This is a genomic window from Lysobacter dokdonensis DS-58 (assembly GCF_000770795.1).
Lineage (GTDB): Bacteria > Pseudomonadota > Gammaproteobacteria > Xanthomonadales > Xanthomonadaceae > Noviluteimonas > Noviluteimonas dokdonensis.
Map to the genome: position 1 here is coordinate 286,960 of NZ_JRKJ01000002.1, position 17,848 is coordinate 304,807.

Below are 17,848 nucleotides of genomic sequence, written 5' to 3' on the forward strand. Positions count from 1 at the left end.
GGTCCTGACTCCGATCAGGGCACTGCGTAGGTGGTCTGGAGCATCACGGTCGCGCGACCTGCAGCCGTGCTGCGCGCGGTGATGCGGTAACGCCATTCGAGCTGCGTACACGTGGCGTCGGGCGAAACGTCTTCGGTCGTGGTGCACGTGCCGCGTGCAGGCACGTTGTTGGCCAGGTACTCGATGAAGTACTGCGCCGCCGCGGTCTTGTTGCCGAGGTTGACGCTGGTCGTGCGCGCGTTGGTCCAACCGGTGCCCTGCCAGCGCGGTGCGCTCGCCGCGGCCGGCTGGTTGCAGATGCCGTTGGTGCAGGCGGCGTCGCCCACGGACTTGCCCGCGGCGATGGCCTCCCCTTCGCGCAACGCCGCTTCCGCGGCCTGGAAGCTGAGGCTGCGGTCCATCATGTTCGCGCTCATGCGCTCTTCCAGCAGCGTGCTGCGCAGGCTGACGATGGCCAGCAGCGACATCACCACCAGGAGGATCAGGACGACGATCAGCGCGATGCCGCGTTGTCCGCGAGGATGGAAGTTGGTCATGGCACGCGGTTCCGGAGGGTCACGGTGTGTTCGAGCAGGCGCGAGACCGCCTCGCCGCCGTTGGTGGTGTCGTTGCCCAGCACCGTGAGCTGCACGCGCACGGCCAGGACGTTCTGGCTGTTCCACTGCGCGGCGGTGACGGCGGAGGCGTCGACGTAATTGGTCGCGCCCTGCAGCAGGTACTGCAGCTGCATGTTGGTCACGCCCGGCGCGATTTCCTCGCGGCTCACGGTGACGCCGGTGCCGCCGTTGTTGATCATCTGGGCGTAGAACAGCGCCGGCCCGCGGCGGCCGTTGCCGATGTACCAGCGCCCGGCCTTGAGCTTGGCGAGGAAGGCGTTGGCCGCGAATGTATAGGCCGGGGCGGCCGCGCAGTTGACAGGCGTGACGAACCCCACGCCCGTCGCGCAGTTGCCCGGCGCGACCGTACCGGTGCCGTGGTTGACGACCGCGCTCGCGCTCGAGGCGGTCTTCAGCTGCACGATCGCGCCGTGGTCGAAGTCGCACAGCACCGCGATGTCGCCCGAGGTGAAGCCGTGGGCGGCGGTGTTGAGCGTGATGTTCTGCGTGCCCTGCACGTGGCTGGTGACAGCGATGCCGTCGTTGACCGCGGACTTCACTTCCAGCGCGTCGGTGTTGGCGATGCGGTTGCCCGCCGCGGTGCCGAAGCCTTCGGCCGGCAGGACGAAGCCCTGGTTGCCGTCGTAGCCGCGCACCGGCGAATCGAAGTTCGTGTACCAGAGCGTCGCCGCGTTGTTGATCAGGTTCACCGTCGGCAGGCCGGCTTCGCACTCGGTGGCGGCCGACTCGCGCATGTCGCGCGACATCAGCTCGTACGCGGTGCGCACCGATTCCTGCGTGCGGGAGAGGTTCTCGGTGGTGGCGTATACGCGCTTGTTCGCCAGGAACATGGCGATCGCCGCGCCCGTGACGATGAGCCCGAGCAGCAGCGAGACCATGAGTTCGATGAGCGTGAAGCCGAGGGTCCGGCCACGCGGCGCGGTGCGGGGAGCGCGACGGATCATAGGAGGGTCACCGTTGTGACCGTCACGCGGTCGGCCGTTTGCGTTTTTTCGTTGGCGTTGCCGTTGACCGAGCGCACGTCGTCCCAGCTGACCGAGATCGTGCACGTGGCCGCACCGCAGTTGATCGTCCCGCATGCGGTGGGCCCGAGGATCGTCGGGGACTGCATGGTTGTGATCCAGTGCGCCAGGTCGTTGGCCGCGAGCGACGTGCCGTTGGCGGCGAGGCAGACGTTGTTGACGTTGTAGCCGCCGATGATCGCGATGTTGCGGTTGGCGCGCATGGCATCGAGCATCGCGTAGGTCTGCGCGATGGCCTGGCTGCGCGCGAGCGCGCCCTGGCTGTTCTTCAGCGAGGTCAGCTGCATCGCGGCGATACCGAGCAGCCCGAAGGCGAGCACGACGACCGCGACGAGCACCTCGACGAGGCCGACGCCGCGCTGGTGGCGGTGCGATGCGGGAACGCGTAGGCGAAGGTTGGACATCGGGGGCCTCAGGAAGTCGGGTTGCCCGGCGCGACGCACTGGAGGTTCGCGGCGGTCGACGCACGTTCGATGACGATGCGGCCGCCCGCGCCCAGGAAGAGGCGACGGATGTTTTCGGAGGGACGCTTGACCGGCATGCAGAGGTCGATGGCGGCGCGGTAGGTCTGGTTGGTCGCGTTGCGCGCGAAGCCGTCGGAGCGGAAGGTCACCGCCACCCCGCTCTGCAGGTTGCTGCTGCCGATCACCTTGACGTTGGCCGGCAGCGTCGAGCGCCGCAGCAGCAGGTCGCCCGCGCCGAAGGCCGCGTTGCGGTCGTTGTCGACGAACGCGATGAACCCGGTGGCGTTCGTGGCGTTGGCGCCCGCGCACCCGGGCGTGCCCGCCGTCGGGTTGGTGCTCAGGCACACCACCGTGCGGCGGTTGTAGCGCATGGCTTCGATGCGCGCGGTCTGCATCGAAACGAGCAGCTCGTTCGACGCCGAGGCCAGCCGCGAGTTGTTGATGGTCGACTGGAAGCTGGGAACGGCGAAGGCCGCGATGATCGCCGCGGCGACCACGGTGACCATCAGTTCCAGCAGCGTGAACCCGGCGACCGCGCGCAGCGACCCGCCCGACTTGCGCCGACGTGCAATATGGAGATCCCCCACGGCTGCCTTCCCCTGTAGGCCAGCGAGTGGACGCTATTTAGCCTGTGGTGGACGGCGGAATGGAAGAGATCGCGGCCCCACTGATCAGTCCTGTGACGACCGTTCGTCACCCAACGGCCGCTTAGTCAGCCGCGGGCACGCCCGACCCGTGTGAATCCGTGACGGCGTTCCGCACGCGGATCACGGACCACCCAATGAGCGCCGCGGCCGCCGCGCACGCGGCGCCGATCACGAAGGCGACGTGGTACCCGCCATTGATCGCCGCGACCGCATCCGCCCCGCCCGCCTGCAACGCCGACGTGCGCGCCGCCGCCAGGCTGGCCAGCACCGCCAGGCCCAGCGCGCCGCCCATCATGAAGGACGTGTTGACCAGTCCCGACGCCAGGCCCGAGTCGGCCGGCGAGACATCGCTCATCGCGGCAAGGAGCACCGGATTGAACGCGAGCCCCGCGCCGATGCCCAGCAGCACCATCCCCGGCAGGACGTGCAAGGTGAAGTCGCCGTCGACCGGCGCCATCGCGAAACACGCCAGCCCCGCCGCGGCCAGCAGCAGCCCGACCGCCAGCGGCCCGCGGATGCCGAAGCGCATGACGATCTTCGCCGACAGCCCGAGCGAGAACGCCGCCATGATCAGGTTGGCCGGCAGGAACGCCAGTCCCACCTGCATCGGCCCGTAGCCGAGCACGAGCTGCATGTAGAGCGCCGAAAGGAAGAACCACGCGAACATCGCCGCGGCCCACAGCACGCCGACGACGTTGGCAGTCGCGACGTTGCGCAACTTGAACATCGACAGCGGCATCAGCGGTTCGCGCACGCGCGATTCGATGAAGAGGAACACGCCGAGCAACACGACCGCCACGGCCAGCAGACCGAGCGTCATCGGCGAGGTCCATCCCGCTTCGTTGCCGCCGACGATGGCGTACACGGCGAGCATCATGCCGACGGTCACCGTCACCGCACCGGCGACATCGAGCTTGCCGCCGGCCGCATGTCCGCTGCCGCCCGGCAACAGACGCAGACACAAGGCGAACACGATCGCGCCGATCGGAATGTTGACCAGGAAGATCCAGTGCCAGTCGAGCGCACTGGTGAGCAGACCGCCGAGCAGCACGCCCACGCTGCCGCCGCCCGCGCATACGAAACCGTAGACGCCCATCGCCTTCGCGCGATCGGCCGGTGCGTGGAAGAGCATCATGATCAGCGACAACGCGACGGACGTGACCACCGCGCCGCCGAATCCCTGCACCGCGCGCGCGATGACCAGTTCGGTCTGCGACGACGACAACCCGCACCACAGCGACGCGAGCGTAAAGGCAACGATGCCCGCGAGGAACAAACGCCGGTGCCCGTACAGATCGCCGAGCCGTCCGCCCAGCAGCAGGAAGCCGCCGAAGGTGAGCAGGTAGGCGTTGACGACCCACACCAGGGAGGCGTCGCTGAACTGCAGATCCTGTTTGATCGACGGGAGCGCGACATTCACGATCGTCGAATCGAGCACGATCATCAGCACGCCCAGGCACAACACGGCCAGGGCGTACCAGCGGCGGCGGGCATCGAGTTGCATGCGTGGTCCTCCTGGGACGTTCAGACGAAATCTTCGGCTTCGAACATCGGGCGGACCTCGATGTCGGAGTCTTCGCCGGGCATCGGGTTGGGGCAACGCTTCACCCACTCGATCGCTTCTTCCATCGACTGCACCTGCCACAACCAGAACCCGGCGACGAGTTCCTTGGTTTCGGCGAACGGGCCGTCGGTGACGCTGCGTCGCGTGCCGGAAAAGCGGACGCGGGCGCCGTGCTTCGACGCCTTGAGGCCGTCACCCATCAACAGGATGCCGGCCTTGGCGAGTTCCTCGTTGAACGCGCCCATCTCCGCCAGCAGCTCGGGACTGGGAAGGGTACCGGCTTCGGAGCCGGGCGTGGCTTTGACGATGACCATGACGCGCATGACGGATTCCTGTGTTGGGTGGACGACAAGGACGACGAGCGAGCATGCGGCGGATCGACACGGCGGGCAAAAAAAAGACGGCGGCCTTCCGGCCGCCGTCTTCGGTGTCGCTTGTCGCTTGACCGATTACTGCTGCGCCGGGGCGCCAGCGGCGTCGGCGGCGGCCGTCGAAGCGGCGGCCGGAGCGGCGGCGGTCGAGGCGGCCGGGGCCGTCATCGAAGCAGCCGGCATCGCCGTGGACGGCATCGCCGGGGTCATCGCGGCAGCCGGGGCGCCCATGGTGGCGGCAGCAGCGGCGGTCGCCGAAACGGCCGGAGCGGCTTCTTCGTTCTTCTTGCAGCCAACCAGGGCCACGGCAAGCAGCGCGCCACAGGCCAGGGCGAGCTTGGTCTTGGTTTCGTTACGCATCTAGTCCTCCTCGTCCGGGCACGTTGCCCGAGGGTTCAATCTTGCAGGAATACGGGATCTGTCGTGATTTCAACGTCTATCCCCCGCCGTCTATGGCCGCTTCCACCATCGCGCTTCGCAAGGCGATCAGCGAGTCGGGTAAGCGGCCGGCGCGCATCCTGCCGGAATCCGCGCGCATTTGTAATCCCCCTCCCCCCCGTCATCGGCCCCCGGGCACGAAAATCGCATCGAACCGCATGCGTTCAGCCTGGCCGGCGGTGGGTTCGCGGCTCACGTACATCTCCTCGACGAAGCTGTCCATTCGCAGCCCCAAGGCTGAAAACGTGGGGCGAATGTCGAAATCGCCCTGGCTTTCGACCGCCTGCGCGAGGAAGGGTGCGAAGTCCGAACCGGTGGTTTCGTTCGCGATGCGCACGATGTCGCCCAGGGCGTAGGTTTTGCCCGGTTCGGAGGACTCGGCGCGCATTTTGCGCAAAAGGTCGGGCAGCCCGACCCGGTCGCCGCTGCGCTTGCGCAACTCCACGTCCAGCGCCATCGCCGCCAGGCTGCCGCCGCCGTATACGAGCTGGCGATTGGGCTGCTTGTCCTTGCCGGCCTCGCGCACCGTCATCGACAGCCCCTGCGCGTGGCGGGCGATCAGCGCGCGGCGCGGCACGTTCTCCAGGCGCTTGAACAACAGCGGCTGGTCGATCAGCCCGTTCTTCGCCAGCGTGGCGATGGTGAGGTAGTCGGTCGCGCCTTCCTTGAACCACTCCTCGTGCCAATCGGTCGGCACGATCGTCAGCCCGTTCCAGAAGTGCAGCAGTTCGTGCGCCATGACGTAGCCCCAGATCACCTCGTTGCGCGCATCGGCGTCGCCCTGGATGAACTGGCTGAAGCTGCTGGCGAACGCACCGCCGTCGCCGCTGGCGTCCTCGTTGATCACGATCAGGTAGCGCGAGGCGCGCGGCGGACCGCCGAACAACTCGAAATAACTTTGCAACTGCGTGCGCAGCAGGTGCTCGAAGCGCGGCTTCGCCGGCAGGTACCGCTTGCCGAGGACCAGCGTGAGCTGCACGCCGCCGGCCTCGAACGTGCTCGCGTCCGCGGTGCCGAAGAACAAGGCATTGCTCGTGAGTTCGCGACGGGACGCGACATCGAACGAGGTCGCGTCGACCGCCGTCCATGGCGTGTGCGCGCGCCAGCCCGCGGGCAGCGCGAACGTCACCCGGATCGGATCGGCGAACGGCACGTCCCCGTCGGCGAAGAACAACGCGGCGCCGGTGAGCATCACGCCCTCGTCGGTGCGATAGCCGACTTCCTCCATACCGGCAGGCCACGCGTGCTTGTCGTGTTCGAGCGTGACCGTGTAATCCATGTGCAGCCGCCGTTTGCCCTGCACCGCGTAGTCGCCGCTGCCCAGGTTCTTCAGCGCCACGGGTGCACCGTTGCCATCGGTGACGCGCAGGTCGGCGACCAGGTCCGCCTGCCCGTTCGGCAAACCGTCGGCCGGCATGATGTTGAACATCGAGAGCACGTCGCTCTCCTGCCAGATGTCCGCCACGACATGCGCGCGCCAGGCCTTGTCGTCGATGGAGACGCGATACGTGTTGGGCCGCCCGTCGCCCGCGTGGACGATGGCGACGCAACACAGGAGGCACAGGGCGAGCAGGAGTCGGCGCATCGGGGCGATCCGTGAGGGTTCCCCCAGCGGATACGAGGCCGCGCAGCGCGGTTGCAGGCCCTCACTCGTCGCCCAGGACCGCCTCGGTGCCGACGACCTTCCGCACGGCCAGCGACTCCCAGATCGCGACGACCAGCAGGACGGCGTTGGCGCAGACCGACAAGGCCAGCGGCGTCAGCCAATGCGCCCACGTCGGCCACGCCAGCAGGCACAGTGACGCCAGGCCGACCAGGTGCGACAGCGGCGGCGCGCGGCGATCGTTGGTGATCCATTTGAACGTCGCGTTGCCGACCAGGTACAGGACCGGCCCGCCCAGCACGATCGCCAGCCCCAGCGCGGGCGCGTGGTCCGGATGCGCGATGACCAGTTCGTCCGACACCGCGCACGCGATGATCCCCGCGACGATGATCGCGTGCACGTAGGTGTACGCCGACCGCGCCTCGCGCCCCGGGTCGTCGGACGTCTCGATGCGTTTCACCGCGCGCTTGGCGCCGGTGTCGAAATAGATCCACCACAGCAGGATCGTCCCCAGCACGGCGTTGGCGAACCCGATCGAGTTCGCCCAGTCCCATTCGCGCGCCGCGAAGGTCATGCCGGTCACAAGCAATGATTCGCCCAGCGCGATGATCACGAACAACGCGCAGCGTTCGGCCAGGTGCGCGCCTTCGACATCCCAATCCTCGATGGTCGAACGGCCCAGCACCGGCACCCAGAAGAACGCCATCGGCGCGATCGATTCGATCGCCAGAGCGACGGCCCACCAGGCGAAGCGCGCGTCGTGCGTCGCGAAGGCGCCTGCGATCCATAACGCCGACGACAGCGACAACCAGATCAGGATGCGCTGGAAGTTGCGGCGGCGATGCAGCGGTTCGCGGCGCACGGCCCACAGGAAGAACAACGTGCGCCCCAGTTGCATCGCCACGTACGACGCCGCGAACAGCGTGCCGCGCGAGTCGAACGCCTTGGGGATCGCCACGGAAATGCCGAGCCAGGCGAGCATCAGCGCGAGCAGGCCGGCGCGCACGGGGATGCGCTCGGGGTCGAGCCAGTTGGTCACCCACGAGGTGTTGATCCACACCCACCACACGCCGACCAGCAGCAGCCCGACCTGCGCGAGCCCACTGGGCGTGAGGTCGGCCACCAGCGTGTGCGAGAGCTGCGTGACCGCGAAAACGAAGACGAGGTCGAAAAACAACTCGACCATCCCCACCTTGCCACTGTCGGCGGCGTCGCGCGATCGCAACAGGGACTGCGGGCGCTGGGGCATGCGGACGGGCTCGCGGAAGGCGTTGCCCCGATCATGCCCGCAGGCGCGCGATACTCACGATCACGGGAACCGGAACGATGTCCACCGCCCACGCCCTCGCCGACTGGTTGCACGCCCATCCGCGCGTCTTCGTGCTGACGGGCGCGGGGTGCAGCACGGCGTCCGGCATCCCCGACTATCGCGACCGCAACGGCGACTGGAAACGCAAGCCGCCGGTGACGTACCAGGCTTTCCTGCACGAACCCGCCACGCGCGCCCGCTACTGGGCGCGCAGCCACGCCGGCTGGCCGATGGTGGCGCGCGCGCGGCCGAACGCGGCGCATCGCGCGCTGGCGTCACTGGGCCACGCAGGCCGCATCGAACGCCTGGTGACGCAGAACGTCGACGGATTGCACCAGCGCGCGGGCAGCCGCGAAGTGATCGACCTGCACGGCCGCATCGATGCGGTGCGTTGCCTGGCGTGCGGTGCGCTGTCCTCTCGCGACGACGTGCAGGCGCAATTGGCCGCGCGCAATCCCGAATGGATGCACGCCGTCGATGCGGCGATCGCGCCGGACGGCGACGCCGACCTCGACGCCATCGACACCACGCGCTTCGTCCCGCCGCATTGCGATGCCTGCGCGGGCCTGCTCAAACCCGACGTCGTGTTCTTCGGCGAGAACGTGCCGCGCGAGCGCGTGTTCGAAGCGCAGGCGGCGTTGCAGGCGAGCGACGCGATGCTCGTCGTCGGTTCGTCGCTGATGGTGTACTCGGGGTTCCGCTTCGCCGTGCGCGCCCGCGACGCCGGCCTGCCGCTCGCGATCCTCACATCCGGCGCCACGCGGGCCGACGACATCGCGACGCTCAAACTCGATGCCGAGAGTGGAGAAACACTCTCCAACGCATTGAACTTGCTGGGGATTCCGGACGCCGCCAACGCCGCGTAGTCCGGATCGGACCATGACTTCCTTCATAGACAAATTGGTCTAGACAAGCCTGTCTAGGCGGCGTAACGTGCGCTCCATCGCCTCACCGCACGCAGCCCGCCGATGACCGACCGCAAGCCCACCGCCGCCGAACTCGACCTGCTCAACACGCTGTGGCGCCTCGGTCCTTCGACCGTGAAGGACGCGCACCAGGCGATGCAGGCCGACAAGCCGACCGTCACCTACGCCAACGTGCTGCGCCTGATGCAGGTCATGCACGGCAAGGGCCTGCTGGTGCGCGACGAAACCCAGCGCTCGCACGTCTATGCCGCCGCACAGGCGCAGGACACGCTGCAGACGCACCTGCTCGACGATTTCATTCGCAAGGCCTTCGCCGGCTCCGGCAAGGGGCTCGTGCTCGCGGCGTTGAACGCGCACGTCTCCGATGCCGAACGCGACGAGATCCGCCGCTTGCTTGACGCCACCCACGACGAGGGTTCCCGCGATGCATGAGTTCATCGAGCGCCTCGTGCCCGCCATCGGGCAAGCATTGGTCGATTTCACCTGGCAAGGCGCGTTGGTCGGTGCGCTCGCGGCCATCGCGTTGCGCGGTGCGCGCGGATCGATGCCGCAGGTGCGATACGCGATCGCGTGCATCGCCCTGCTCGCTTGTGCGGTGTTGCCGATCTTCGGCGTATGCAGCGCGATGATGGAATCCACGCCGGCGATCGCGCTGGCTCCGTTCGCGGGAGACGCCGCGATGGTCGCGATCGGCGGCGACGACGCGCCGATGGATTGGCAGACGCGGCTGCTCGCCCTGCAGCCGCTGATCGTCGCCCTGTGGGCCGCGGGCGCGAGCGTGTTCTGCCTGCGCACGGTCTTCGGCGTGGCGTGGGTGCACCGCATGCGCATGACGCCGCAGCCGCCGTCGCAGGCGCGCTGGCAGGCGACGATCGACGCGCTCGCCAAACGGATGAACGTGCGCGGTGCAGCGCTGCGCCTGGTGGAATCGCTCGAGTCGCCCGTCGTCGCCGGCTTCTGGCGCCCGATGGTGCTGCTGCCGATGTCGGTCGCGCTGCGCATGCCGGCCGAACTGGTCGAAGCCTTGCTCGCACACGAACTCGCGCACGTGCGCCGCCACGATTACCTCGTGAACCTGCTGCAGCGCGCGGCCGAAGCGCTGTTGTTCTTCCATCCGGTCACGTGGTGGTTGTCGCGTCGCATTCGCGTCGAACGCGAACTCGTCGCCGATGCGATCGCTGCCGAAACGATCGGCGATGCGCGGCGCCTGGCCGTCGCGCTCGCCACGCTGTCCGACCTGCAAGCCACGCGTCCCGCCCTTCCCCATCTCGCACATGCCGCCCATGGAGGCCACCTGATGTCCCGCATCCAGCAATTGCTGTCCCCGCAACCGCGCCATCGCCTCCCCGCCGGACGCATCGCGCTTCCCCTGATCGGCATCGCCGCGGCATGCATCGCGTTCTATGCGCAGGCGCAGATCGGCCAGACGCCGGCCGCCGCGCCGGTCGCCGCGCCAGTGGCCAACGCCGCGCCTGCGACCGCGGCGGAACCGGCCGAAGCTGCGGAACCCGCGGAAGCCGCCGAGCCGGCGGACGCCGACGCCGCTGAAGCGGCGGAAGCCCCCGAAGCGCCGGAAGCCGCGGAACCGCCCGAAGCCCCCGAGCCGCTCGCGCAGAACAAGTACGGCGCCGACCGCGACGCCTGGGCGCTCGTGCGCAAGGGCAAGGACGGTTACTCGATGTCCGGTTCGACCGACGACATGGACGACATCGACCTCGCCAAGCGCAGCCTGCAGCGCGACTTCATCTGGTTTCGCCGCGACGGCAAGGCGTACGTGATCGACGATCCGGCGCTGGTCGGCCGCGCGCAGGCCGCGTGGAAGGACAGCGATGCGCTCGGCAAGCAGATGTCGGCGCTCGGCGACCAGATGTCGGTGCACGGCAAGAAGATGGAAGCGCTCGGCGCGCAGATGGAAAAGTTGTCCAGGACGCACATGCCCTCGCCCGCCATGCAGCAGGCGCAGGAAAAGATGGGCGCGCTCGGCCAGCAGCAGGGCGAACTCGCCGGCCGCCAGCAGTTGCTCGCGATGAAGCAGCGCAAGGCCGACACCGACGCCGAAGAGGCCGCGCTCGACCGCGAGATGGATCAGCTCTCGCGCGAAATGGACGCCCTCGGCGACCAGATGGAAGCCCAGGGCAAGATCATGGAGCGGGAGTCGCAGAAGCTCGAACAGAACCAGGAGCCGATGAACCGCATCGGCGCGCAGATGGAAGAAGCGTCCAAGCCGATGGAAGCCCTCGGCGCGCAGATGGGCGAGCTCGGCAAGAAGCAGGAGAAAGCCGCGAAGACCGCGCAGAAGGAACTGGACGTCCTGATCGGCGAGGCCGTGCAGAAGGGGCTGGCGAAGCCGGCGCCGTTCGCGCGTCAGTAACGATCGCCTTTCCGCGAGCAAAAAAAAACGCCAGCCGAAAGGCTGGCGTTTTCGTTTCGACCGACCGCGTGCTTACGCGCGCGAGTCGCGACGCCCGCCGGGCTTGCCGCCCGCGCGATGTTGCTTCGGGCCGGCATGCGCGTGGCGCGGCTGCGCGTTCTGCGTCGGCTTGCCGTGCGGACGGTGGCCACGCTGCGGACGCTGCGTGCGCTTTTCCGCATTGAACGGCGCGGCATCCGAGCGGACCGCGCGGCTCGGCTCGAAACCGCGCACCACGTCCATCTGGATGTCGGCCTTCAGCATGCGCTGGATCTGGCGCAGCAAGCCGCCTTCGTCCGGCGAGACCAGCGAGAGCGCTTCACCCGTCGCGCCGTTGCGGCCCGTGCGGCCGATGCGGTGCACGTAGTCTTCCGCGACCATCGGCAGGTCGTGGTTGATGACCAGCGGCAGGTTCGGGATGTCGAGGCCGCGCGCGGCGACGTCGGTGGCGACCAGCACGCGTGCCTTGCCCGACTTGAACTCGTTGAGCGCACGCTGGCGCGCGGCCTGGCTCTTGTTGCCGTGGATCGCGACCGCCGACAGGCCGGCCTGCACCAGCTGTTCGGCCAGGCGATTGCAACCGTGCTTGGTCTTGCCGAACACCAGCACCTGCTCGGTGTGGCGCGCAGCGAGGATGTCGATCAGCAGTTCGCGCTTGCGCGCGCCGTCGACCGGATGGGCGCGGTGCACGATCGTCTCGGCGATCGTGTTCTGCGCGGCGACCTGCACCTGCTGCGGCGACTTCATGAATTCCAGTGCCAGCGCCTTGATGTTGCTCTCGAACGTCGCCGAGAACAGCAACGTCTGGCGCGTGGCCGGAACGCGCGCGAGCACGCGCTTGATGGCCGGCAGGAAGCCCATGTCGAGCATGCGGTCGGCTTCGTCGAGGACCAGCAGTTCGACGGCGTCGAGCTTGGCGGTGCCGCGCTCGAGGTGGTCGAGCAAACGGCCCGGGCACGCGACGAGGATGTCGACGCCGCGGCGGAAGGCATCGATCTGCGGCTGCATGCCGGCGCCGCCGTACAGCGTGGTCACGTTGAGGCGCAGGTGGCGGCCGTAGGCCTTCAGGCTGTCGCCGACCTGGACGGCGAGTTCGCGCGTCGGCACGAGGATCAGCGCGCGCGGCTTGCGCGGGCCGGTGGTGCCGGCGGGCTTGCCTTCCGACAGGCGCTGCAGCAGCGGCAGGCCGAACGCGGCGGTCTTGCCGGTGCCGGTCTGGGCGCCGCCGAGCACATCCTGGCCGGCGAGGACGAGCGGAATCGCTTCGGCCTGGATCGGCGTGGGCGTGGTGTAGTTGTTGTCGGACAGCGCGCGCAGCAGCGCGGGCGAAAGCCCGAGGGTTTCGAACGTCATGTGGAGCTCCGATGTGAAGCACGCCGCGCGATGGCGGCATGCACTCGAAGCTTTCCCTGGAACCGCGCTGTCGAGTCTGTTTGTGCGCCCTGGCAGGCAGCCGGGGCGTGTCGCGCGCGAAAGAGGTACGGGGTGGATCCCTCCAAAACGGGGATCCGGGGGCCGGGAAAACGCTGCGGCCGTGCGCGAACGGGGCGCACCTTAACACGGGTCGGCCCCCATTCGGGTGAGGGGCCATAAAAAAACGGCGCCCCGGAGGGCGCCGCTTCAGAAACCCGGTTCTTTCGCCGGGTAAACGATCCCGCTTGCTTACTGGTAGCGGTTGAGCCCGATGGTCCGCGAGGACGAGCTCTTCCACAGGATGTCGCGCTCGATCTTGCTGGACCAGCCGGTCAGCGAGAACGGAGTGCGCGACTTCGCGCCCAGGCGGGTGTAGTTCTGGTACGACAGGTTGCCGCTGTGGGTCACGCCGGAGGTGCCGGAGTTGTAGACAACGCCGGTCGCCGAGTTCAGGCGGATGGTGTTGTTCGTGACCTTCAGGTTGGTGATGCCCGTCGTGCTCATGCCCAGGCTGCCGTTGCGTTCCATGGTGCATCCCGTGACGGTGATGCCCGAGGAGCGCTTCCACATGTTGATGCCGTACTTGTTGTTGTTGTTCAAACGGCAATTCTGGATCAGCACGCTGGAGCACGAACCGCCTTCATCCGGCTCGATGTCGATGCCGCACTCGGGCGAGGTGCCCTTCGTGTAGCTGAACTCCGAGTCGTACACCTTGATGTTGCGGCAGTTGGTGATCGACAGGCCCTGGCGACGGTTGTTCGTCGAGACGATGTTCGCGATGACGATGTCGTTCGCGCCGCCGCCGATGCAGACGCCATCGCCGGTGCACTTCGACACGCGCAGGTCGCGGATCGTGACGCGGGTGACGCTGCCGCCGACCGAGATGCCGTGGCCCCACTCATGGGTGCCCGAGCCGTAACGGTGCGTGTCGCGATCGCCGACGAGCTGGCCGCCGGAGATTTCGACGTCCGAACCACCGCTGACCTGGATCAGGTAGTGGCGCGAGAGCGACGAGGTCTTCGCCTTGAGGATGGCGCCCGAAGCGAGCTTCAGGTGCATCTTGCTGCGCAGGCGGATCTTCTTCGACGTGTCGATCATGTACGTGCCGGCGGGGATTTCCACCGTGCCGCCCGTGGAGGGAAGCGAGTTGATCGCGGCCTGGATACCGGCCGTGTCGTCGTGGCTGCCGTTACCCAGCGCACCATAGTTCTTGACGTTGCGCACCGTGCTGCCACGGGCACGCGTCGGAGGCGTGGTGAGAGCGAACGCAGGCATCGACACACCGCCGATGACGAGCGGCACTGCAAGCACCAGGGAGTTGCGGAGGAATTCGCGACGAGGCATTCCTGCCTCGCGCACGGCGTGCACGAGATTCGAGTCGTTCAAGGCTGAGGCCCCTTTCGTTGGCGGATCGACAAATGCGCCCAAAGACGAAGCAGGTCGATCAAGTCAATGGAGGTGTCACTACCGATCACGCTGGAGCGTCGTTGTGTATGTCGACGTCTCGTGATGGCGTGGAGGGGACTCTACACGTCATGGATGTCGTTTCACCCATTCGTCACTCATCCAAACACGATGCACGCATTCATGTTGTTCTATGTTCAGACGAATGACAGCGACAGCGCATTAAGCGTCTTTGTTTTAACACTGCAATAACTTATCGGCACGAAACGACGCTGATTTACCGTGGTTTTTTCGTGCACCGCAACATCCGTGCCGTCGCGATCTCTGCAGTGACACATTGCGATTCGTACTGCAGAGCGCGTGATTCCATCACGCGATGCGAAGGCCGGAGCAACGCGATCTTCGCGTTCCTCCCACCGTCTGTTTACAACTGGCGCGCCCTCCCCCATGCGCATCCATCGGCTCAATTGCATCGGCACGCGACCGCATGGCGGGCGCCTCATCGACGGTCTCACGCGCGGCATGTTCACGCGAGGACGCTGCGTCAGCCATTGCCTGTTGGTGGAAACCGGTGAAGGCCTGTTGCTCGTCGATACGGGCTTGGGCACGGGCGATGTCATGGATCCCGAGCGGCGCCTGTCGCCCATCGCGCGCAAGTTGCTCGCGCCGGACCTGCGCGCCGACATGACCGCCGTGCGCCAGGTCGAACGGATGGGCTTCCGCGGCGACGACGTCCGCGACATCGTGCTCACGCATCTGGACTTCGACCAAGCCGGGGGGCTCGACGACTTCCCGCACGCCCGCGTGCACGTGCTCGCGAAGGAAGTGGCGCACGCCGCCGCGCAGGACCGCTGGGGAATCAAGCAACGCTACCGCCCCGCGCAATGGTCCACGCGCACGCGGTGGATCCAGTACGACGCGCTGTCCGACGTCGACTGGAAAGGCATGCCCTGCGTGCGCGATCTCGCCGGCCTGCCTCCGGATCTCATCGTGCTGGTGCCGCTGCCGGGCCACACGCCAGGCCATGTGGGCGTCGCGATCAGCGGCGAGAACGGCTGGCACCTGCATTGCGGCGATGCGTACGGCGATGCGCGCGAACTCGACAGCGACCCCCACGGCCGCTGGGGCATGCAGGCGTACGAATCGCTGACGGCGACCGACCGTGCACTGTTCGCGCATACGCAGCACAAGTTGCGCCAGCTCCACTACAAGCATCCCGACGTGATCATGAATTGCGCGAAGGATCCGCGTGAGTTCGAGCGACTCGCAGGACGCGCCGCGCACCTGCCCGCCGATCCGATCACGCCGATGCCCCGCGATCCCTACGTCGAGAAGATCGTGCGCAAGCCGCGCCCCGAGGCCACCGTGCTGGAACTGCTGCCCACGCGCGGCGCGACGGGCCTGGAGGTGGTCGACCACGACACCGCGACATTCGATCTGGAACCCTTCCGGGGAACGCGCAACCCCGCGCCCCCGCAACCGAGTTCCTGATGGCGGCACGCAAGGACGCTCCCCTCCGCATCGCGACGTTCAACGTCAACGGCATCCGCTCCCGCCTGCCGCACCTGTTGCGCTGGCTGGAGCAGGAGCGGCCGGACATCGCCTGTCTGCAGGAGCTGAAGGCGGTCGACGAAGGCTTCCCGATCGCCGACATCCATGAGGCCGGCTACGGCGCGCTGTGGCACGGGCAGCGTTCGTGGAACGGCGTGGCGATCCTGGCGCGCGATTCCGAGCCCATCGAAAGCCGCCGCGGTTTGCCGGGCATGAAGGACGACGAACAAAGCCGTTATCTCGAAGCGGCCGCGCACGGCGTGATCGTCGGTTGCCTGTACCTGCCGAACGGAAATCCGCGACCGGGGCCCAAGTTCGACTACAAGCTGCGCTGGTTCGACCAGTTCCTGAAGCACGCGCAGGCCTTGTTCGACAGCAAGCACCCGGTGGTGCTGGCGGGCGATTACAACGTGGTGCCCACCGATACGCTGGACATCTACGACCCGAAATCCTGGCGCAAGGATGCGTTGCTGCAACCGGAAAGCCGCGAACGTTGGGAAGCCTTGCTTGCGCAGGGATGGACCGACGCGCTGCGCACGATCCATCCCGACGAGAAGATCTTCACGTTCTGGGATTACTTCCGGAACCACTGGCCGCGCAACGCGGGGTTGCGGATCGATCATCTGCTGCTGAGCAGCGAGCTCGCGCCGCGCTTGAAGGACGCCGGCGTGGATACGTGGGTGCGCGATCTGCAGAGCGCGAGCGATCACGCGCCGACGTGGGTGGAGATCGGCGCAAAGAAGAAGGCTGCGAAGAAGGCCGCAAGGAAGAAGTCATCCCCGCCTCCGCGGGGATGACACGACTCATTTCAGGTTGATCTCGCGCAGCAGCTCTTCACCGAGGATGTTGCGCATCACCACGCGCTTGCCCGAGGCCTCGTCGGCCTGTCGCGGGTTCATCTTGGTCACCTTCATCTGGATCGGCTCCATCTTCTTGTCCATGCCATCGAGCATGGCCATGTTCGGATAGGTCACGACCAGGTACAGGTCCGCTTCCTGCGGGTTGTGCGGCGTCGCGCCGTAGACGTGGTACTCCAGGACGTAGCCTTCCTTCTTGGCCTCTTCCATCACCAGCTTCCAGTTCTTGCCGAGCCAATCCATGTAGTTTTCGAACTGCCCGTCCACGATCTTGACGGCGGTGACGTTCGTGACGGCCCCTTCCGTCCATGCGCGGTCCTGCGCGAAGGCAGGGATGGCGAACAACGACAACAGCACGGCGAACAGCCAGGCGATCCGGCGTTTCATGTGAACTCTCCAGTGGTGCGCTGCCCCTGACGCCGCAGTCAACGCATGCAACCGGCCGTAGCGGTCACCGCATTCATGCGCCTTTCGGCGCGAACTCATCCATAAGACATCGGGCGCAGGAGCGAGCGGAGATTGGCGAGCTTCACGCGCGCCTCCATGCTCAGCGACAACCCCTCGGGGGTGCGTTCGACCAGGCCCATTCCCAACAGCGTTTCGACGTGTTCGTCGGCGGGGACGGCCCCGCTCTCCAGCGCTTCCAGCAGGAACAGATAGTCGAAGTCGAGATCGTGACCTTTCATATCGCGCAAAAGAGTAGCGAAGTCGCCCGTGAAAAACGCTTCACGTCCCGCCCATTCATCGCGATTTCACCGCAAGCGGCCGATGTTCGCGATCACGCGACCCCTCCCCCGGAACCCGTCCATGATCAGCGCCGCCGACATCCTCTCCGCCAAGGTCCTGGTCGTCGACGACGACATCGACGCGCTGCGCATCCTCGAGCAAGTGCTGACGACCGCCGGCTTCACCTCGATCACCTGCACCACCGATTCGCGTGCCGTGGTCGACCTGCATTGCGAGCAGGATTTCGACGCCATCCTGCTCGACGTGCTGATGCCGAACATGGACGGCTTCGAAGTGATGGAGGCCCTGAAGCCCTGCGAACGCGACGGCTACCTGCCGGTGCTCGCGCTCACCGCCGAACCCGGCCACCGCACGCAAGCCTTGCGCTACGGCGCCAAGGATTTCCTGCGCAAGCCCTTCGACCCGGAAGAATTGCTGCTGCGCGTGCGCAACCTGCTGGAAGTGCGCCTGCTGTACAAGGAACGCCGCCTGGGCTCGATGATTTCCGCGGCCGCCTGAGCGGCCT

Annotated in this window: 19 protein-coding genes; 6 read left to right on the top strand and 13 right to left on the bottom strand. The window is 67.2% G+C overall.

The genetic code is table 11. From position 1 onward, the window contains the following. Positions 1 to 14 precede the first annotated feature (14 nt). The 9 genes from LF41_RS01715 to LF41_RS01755 form a co-directional block, all read right to left on the bottom strand. Positions 15 to 536: a pilus assembly PilX family protein gene (locus LF41_RS01715; protein ID WP_036164876.1), complete on the bottom strand. Its 522-nt coding sequence runs from the start codon at positions 534 to 536 to the stop codon at positions 15 to 17. Then, positions 533 to 1,561, bottom strand: a complete 1,029-nt coding sequence (locus LF41_RS01720) for a PilW family protein (RefSeq protein ID WP_036164879.1) — start codon at positions 1,559 to 1,561, stop codon at positions 533 to 535. Before LF41_RS01720 ends, LF41_RS01715 begins: the two co-directional genes overlap by 4 nt. After that, a complete protein-coding gene (pilV, locus tag LF41_RS01725; RefSeq protein ID WP_036164881.1) occupies positions 1,558 to 2,043 on the bottom strand; it encodes a type IV pilus modification protein PilV in 486 nt (161 codons plus the stop codon). Before pilV ends, LF41_RS01720 begins: the two co-directional genes overlap by 4 nt. A gap of 8 nt (positions 2,044 to 2,051) precedes the next feature. Next, positions 2,052 to 2,690: a GspH/FimT family pseudopilin gene (locus tag LF41_RS15925; RefSeq protein ID WP_052116029.1), complete on the bottom strand. Its 639-nt coding sequence runs from the start codon at positions 2,688 to 2,690 to the stop codon at positions 2,052 to 2,054. Positions 2,691 to 2,811: 121 nt separating this feature from the next. Continuing rightward, the gene (locus LF41_RS01735; protein WP_036164884.1) at positions 2,812 to 4,254 is read right to left on the bottom strand and encodes a DHA2 family efflux MFS transporter permease subunit; all 1,443 of its coding nucleotides are present in this window, start codon (positions 4,252 to 4,254) and stop codon (positions 2,812 to 2,814) included. A 20-nt stretch (positions 4,255 to 4,274) separates the two neighbouring features. Then, on the bottom strand, positions 4,275 to 4,637 hold the full coding sequence (locus LF41_RS01740; protein ID WP_084073209.1) for a YciI family protein: 363 nt from the start codon (positions 4,635 to 4,637) through the stop codon (positions 4,275 to 4,277). Positions 4,638 to 4,763: 126 nt separating this feature from the next. After that, on the bottom strand, positions 4,764 to 5,045 hold the full coding sequence (locus LF41_RS01745; protein ID WP_036164887.1) for a hypothetical protein: 282 nt from the start codon (positions 5,043 to 5,045) through the stop codon (positions 4,764 to 4,766). A 199-nt stretch (positions 5,046 to 5,244) separates the two neighbouring features. After that, the gene (locus LF41_RS01750; protein ID WP_036164890.1) at positions 5,245 to 6,708 is read right to left on the bottom strand and encodes a M61 family metallopeptidase; all 1,464 of its coding nucleotides are present in this window, start codon (positions 6,706 to 6,708) and stop codon (positions 5,245 to 5,247) included. A 61-nt stretch (positions 6,709 to 6,769) separates the two neighbouring features. Then, complete coding sequence (locus LF41_RS01755; protein ID WP_036164893.1) at positions 6,770 to 7,975, bottom strand: low temperature requirement protein A; 1,206 nt, start codon at positions 7,973 to 7,975, stop codon at positions 6,770 to 6,772. Positions 7,976 to 8,052: 77 nt separating this feature from the next. Here LF41_RS01755 and LF41_RS01760 point away from each other — a divergent pair, with 77 nt between their 5' ends. From LF41_RS01760 to LF41_RS15930, 3 genes are all read left to right on the top strand, one after another. After that, positions 8,053 to 8,901, top strand: coding sequence for an NAD-dependent protein deacetylase (locus tag LF41_RS01760; RefSeq protein ID WP_036164896.1), 849 nt, complete (start codon positions 8,053 to 8,055; stop codon positions 8,899 to 8,901). Positions 8,902 to 9,003: 102 nt separating this feature from the next. Beyond that, positions 9,004 to 9,393, top strand: a complete 390-nt coding sequence (locus LF41_RS01765) for a BlaI/MecI/CopY family transcriptional regulator (protein WP_036164899.1) — start codon at positions 9,004 to 9,006, stop codon at positions 9,391 to 9,393. Continuing rightward, positions 9,386 to 11,332: a M56 family metallopeptidase gene (locus tag LF41_RS15930; RefSeq protein ID WP_052116030.1), complete on the top strand. Its 1,947-nt coding sequence runs from the start codon at positions 9,386 to 9,388 to the stop codon at positions 11,330 to 11,332. Before LF41_RS01765 ends, LF41_RS15930 begins: the two co-directional genes overlap by 8 nt. 72 nt (positions 11,333 to 11,404) lie before the next feature. On the opposite strand, the gene LF41_RS01775 is transcribed toward LF41_RS15930, so the two are convergent. Then, positions 11,405 to 12,724 (bottom strand): DEAD/DEAH box helicase, encoded by a 1,320-nt coding sequence (locus LF41_RS01775; RefSeq protein WP_036164901.1) that lies wholly within the window; start codon positions 12,722 to 12,724, stop codon positions 11,405 to 11,407. Between the two features lie 309 nt (positions 12,725 to 13,033). Beyond that, positions 13,034 to 14,128: a right-handed parallel beta-helix repeat-containing protein gene (locus LF41_RS01780; RefSeq protein ID WP_152599830.1), complete on the bottom strand. Its 1,095-nt coding sequence runs from the start codon at positions 14,126 to 14,128 to the stop codon at positions 13,034 to 13,036. Positions 14,129 to 14,635: 507 nt separating this feature from the next. Between LF41_RS01780 and LF41_RS01785 the strand changes: the two genes are divergently transcribed. Both LF41_RS01785 and xth read left to right on the top strand, forming a co-directional pair. Further along, positions 14,636 to 15,679, top strand: coding sequence for an MBL fold metallo-hydrolase (locus LF41_RS01785; RefSeq protein ID WP_084073213.1), 1,044 nt, complete (start codon positions 14,636 to 14,638; stop codon positions 15,677 to 15,679). Further along, positions 15,679 to 16,536 (top strand): exodeoxyribonuclease III, encoded by an 858-nt coding sequence (gene xth / locus LF41_RS01790; RefSeq protein WP_036164908.1) that lies wholly within the window; start codon positions 15,679 to 15,681, stop codon positions 16,534 to 16,536. Before LF41_RS01785 ends, xth begins: the two co-directional genes overlap by 1 nt. Positions 16,537 to 16,542: 6 nt before the next feature. Here the strand turns inward: xth and LF41_RS01795 are convergent, their stop codons facing one another. Further along, positions 16,543 to 16,983, bottom strand: a complete 441-nt coding sequence (locus tag LF41_RS01795; RefSeq protein ID WP_036164911.1) for a hypothetical protein — start codon at positions 16,981 to 16,983, stop codon at positions 16,543 to 16,545. A gap of 95 nt (positions 16,984 to 17,078) precedes the next feature. Then, entirely contained in the window at positions 17,079 to 17,282 is a 204-nt protein-coding gene (locus tag LF41_RS01800) for a hypothetical protein (RefSeq protein ID WP_036164913.1), read from the bottom strand. A gap of 121 nt (positions 17,283 to 17,403) precedes the next feature. Here LF41_RS01800 and LF41_RS01805 point away from each other — a divergent pair, with 121 nt between their 5' ends. Continuing rightward, the gene (locus LF41_RS01805; protein WP_052116031.1) at positions 17,404 to 17,841 is read left to right on the top strand and encodes a response regulator; all 438 of its coding nucleotides are present in this window, start codon (positions 17,404 to 17,406) and stop codon (positions 17,839 to 17,841) included. The last annotated feature ends 7 nt before the right edge of the window (positions 17,842 to 17,848 follow it).

Excerpts from the sequence above, each read along its gene's own strand:
- xth (WP_036164908.1), top strand. The coding sequence starts at position 15,679 with ATGGCGGCACGCAAGGACGCTCCCCTCCGCATCGCGACGTTCAACGTC.
- LF41_RS01735 (WP_036164884.1), bottom strand. The coding sequence starts at position 4,254 with ATGCAACTCGATGCCCGCCGCCGCTGGTACGCCCTGGCCGTGTTGTGC.
- LF41_RS01760 (WP_036164896.1), top strand. The coding sequence starts at position 8,053 with ATGTCCACCGCCCACGCCCTCGCCGACTGGTTGCACGCCCATCCGCGC.
- LF41_RS01750 (WP_036164890.1), bottom strand. The coding sequence starts at position 6,708 with ATGCGCCGACTCCTGCTCGCCCTGTGCCTCCTGTGTTGCGTCGCCATC.
- LF41_RS01775 (WP_036164901.1), bottom strand. The coding sequence starts at position 12,724 with ATGACGTTCGAAACCCTCGGGCTTTCGCCCGCGCTGCTGCGCGCGCTG.
- LF41_RS01785 (WP_084073213.1), top strand. The coding sequence starts at position 14,636 with ATGCGCATCCATCGGCTCAATTGCATCGGCACGCGACCGCATGGCGGG.
- LF41_RS01740 (WP_084073209.1), bottom strand. The coding sequence starts at position 4,637 with ATGCGCGTCATGGTCATCGTCAAAGCCACGCCCGGCTCCGAAGCCGGT.
- LF41_RS01780 (WP_152599830.1), bottom strand. The coding sequence starts at position 14,128 with ATGCCTCGTCGCGAATTCCTCCGCAACTCCCTGGTGCTTGCAGTGCCG.
- LF41_RS01765 (WP_036164899.1), top strand. The coding sequence starts at position 9,004 with ATGACCGACCGCAAGCCCACCGCCGCCGAACTCGACCTGCTCAACACG.
- LF41_RS15930 (WP_052116030.1), top strand. The coding sequence starts at position 9,386 with ATGCATGAGTTCATCGAGCGCCTCGTGCCCGCCATCGGGCAAGCATTG.
- LF41_RS01795 (WP_036164911.1), bottom strand. The coding sequence starts at position 16,983 with ATGAAACGCCGGATCGCCTGGCTGTTCGCCGTGCTGTTGTCGTTGTTC.
- pilV (WP_036164881.1), bottom strand. The coding sequence starts at position 2,043 with ATGTCCAACCTTCGCCTACGCGTTCCCGCATCGCACCGCCACCAGCGC.
- LF41_RS01755 (WP_036164893.1), bottom strand. The coding sequence starts at position 7,975 with ATGCCCCAGCGCCCGCAGTCCCTGTTGCGATCGCGCGACGCCGCCGAC.
- LF41_RS01805 (WP_052116031.1), top strand. The coding sequence starts at position 17,404 with ATGATCAGCGCCGCCGACATCCTCTCCGCCAAGGTCCTGGTCGTCGAC.
- LF41_RS01720 (WP_036164879.1), bottom strand. The coding sequence starts at position 1,561 with ATGATCCGTCGCGCTCCCCGCACCGCGCCGCGTGGCCGGACCCTCGGC.
- LF41_RS01715 (WP_036164876.1), bottom strand. The coding sequence starts at position 536 with ATGACCAACTTCCATCCTCGCGGACAACGCGGCATCGCGCTGATCGTC.
- LF41_RS01800 (WP_036164913.1), bottom strand. The coding sequence starts at position 17,282 with ATGAAAGGTCACGATCTCGACTTCGACTATCTGTTCCTGCTGGAAGCG.
- LF41_RS01745 (WP_036164887.1), bottom strand. The coding sequence starts at position 5,045 with ATGCGTAACGAAACCAAGACCAAGCTCGCCCTGGCCTGTGGCGCGCTG.